This window comes from Gordonia sp. IITR100 (assembly GCF_002009645.1).
In the GTDB taxonomy this organism is placed as follows: Bacteria; Actinomycetota; Actinomycetes; order Mycobacteriales; family Mycobacteriaceae; genus Gordonia; species Gordonia hongkongensis.
Map to the genome: position 1 here is coordinate 1 of NZ_MVKV01000050.1, position 916 is coordinate 916.

A 916-nucleotide genomic window follows, 5' to 3' on the forward strand; every position below is an offset into this window, starting at 1 on the left:
CTCTGTGCGGCAGCAGTTTTCGCGGTCCTGACCCTCGTGCAGATCAAAGCGCTACCCGCAACAACACCTGCCCCGAGCAGCACCTCAATCATTCAGGACTGGCGCAGCGTCGTCCGTAACCGGCGATTCCTGCTCTTCGCTGCGGCGATGGCCAGCTCTTACGTGCTGTCCTTCCAGGTCTACCTCGCCCTGCCCCTACATGCCGACCGCATAGCAGACAACCCCACCCTCGCCACCAGTGTTGTCACCGCAATGTTCGTGGTGACCGGTCTGGTGGCCATCGCCGGCCAGCTACGCATCACCACATGGTTCGGCAACCGCTGGGGCAGCACCGGCAGCCTGAGCGTGGGAATGACGCTGATGGCTGCAGCTTTCCTGCCCCTAGTCGCCAGCACCGCAACGCATCAGCGCAACATCGCCCTCAACATCGCCGCCCTGCTACTCACCGCAGCTCTGCTCGCCGCCGCCACCGCAGCAGTGTTCCCATTCGAAATGGACACCGTGGTGGGACTGGCCCGCGGCACGCTTGTCGCCACCCACTACGGGCTCTACAACACCATCGTCGGGATCGGGATTCTGCTCGGCAACGCCGCGACCGGGTGGCTGTTCAGCGCGGCCACCACCCGCGACATGCCCGAACTGGTGTGGATCGCTCTAGTCCTCACCGGCATGGCGGCGGCGTCAGCCCTGTTGCTGTTGCACCGCCGCGGATGGCTGGGCTTCACCGCCACCACCGAAGCTCAGCCCACCACAACCCATTGATTACCCTAGGGGGGTAAGGTATGAATGTGGTGTGGCGAGACGCCACAGCGACAGACCCCCTGAGGGTCGTCGGCACCACTGCTGTACCGAAAGGGCACATCTCATGAGCACATCGACAGTGATCGTCTCCGGAATGACGTGTGGGCACTGCGCG

General features: G+C 64.0%; 1 pseudogene. It reads left to right on the forward strand.

The window, feature by feature from the left end:
* A pseudogene (locus tag B1818_RS23830) lies at nt 1-762 on the forward strand (MFS transporter); the annotation flags it as partial.
* Nucleotides 763-916: the final 154 nt, after the last annotated feature.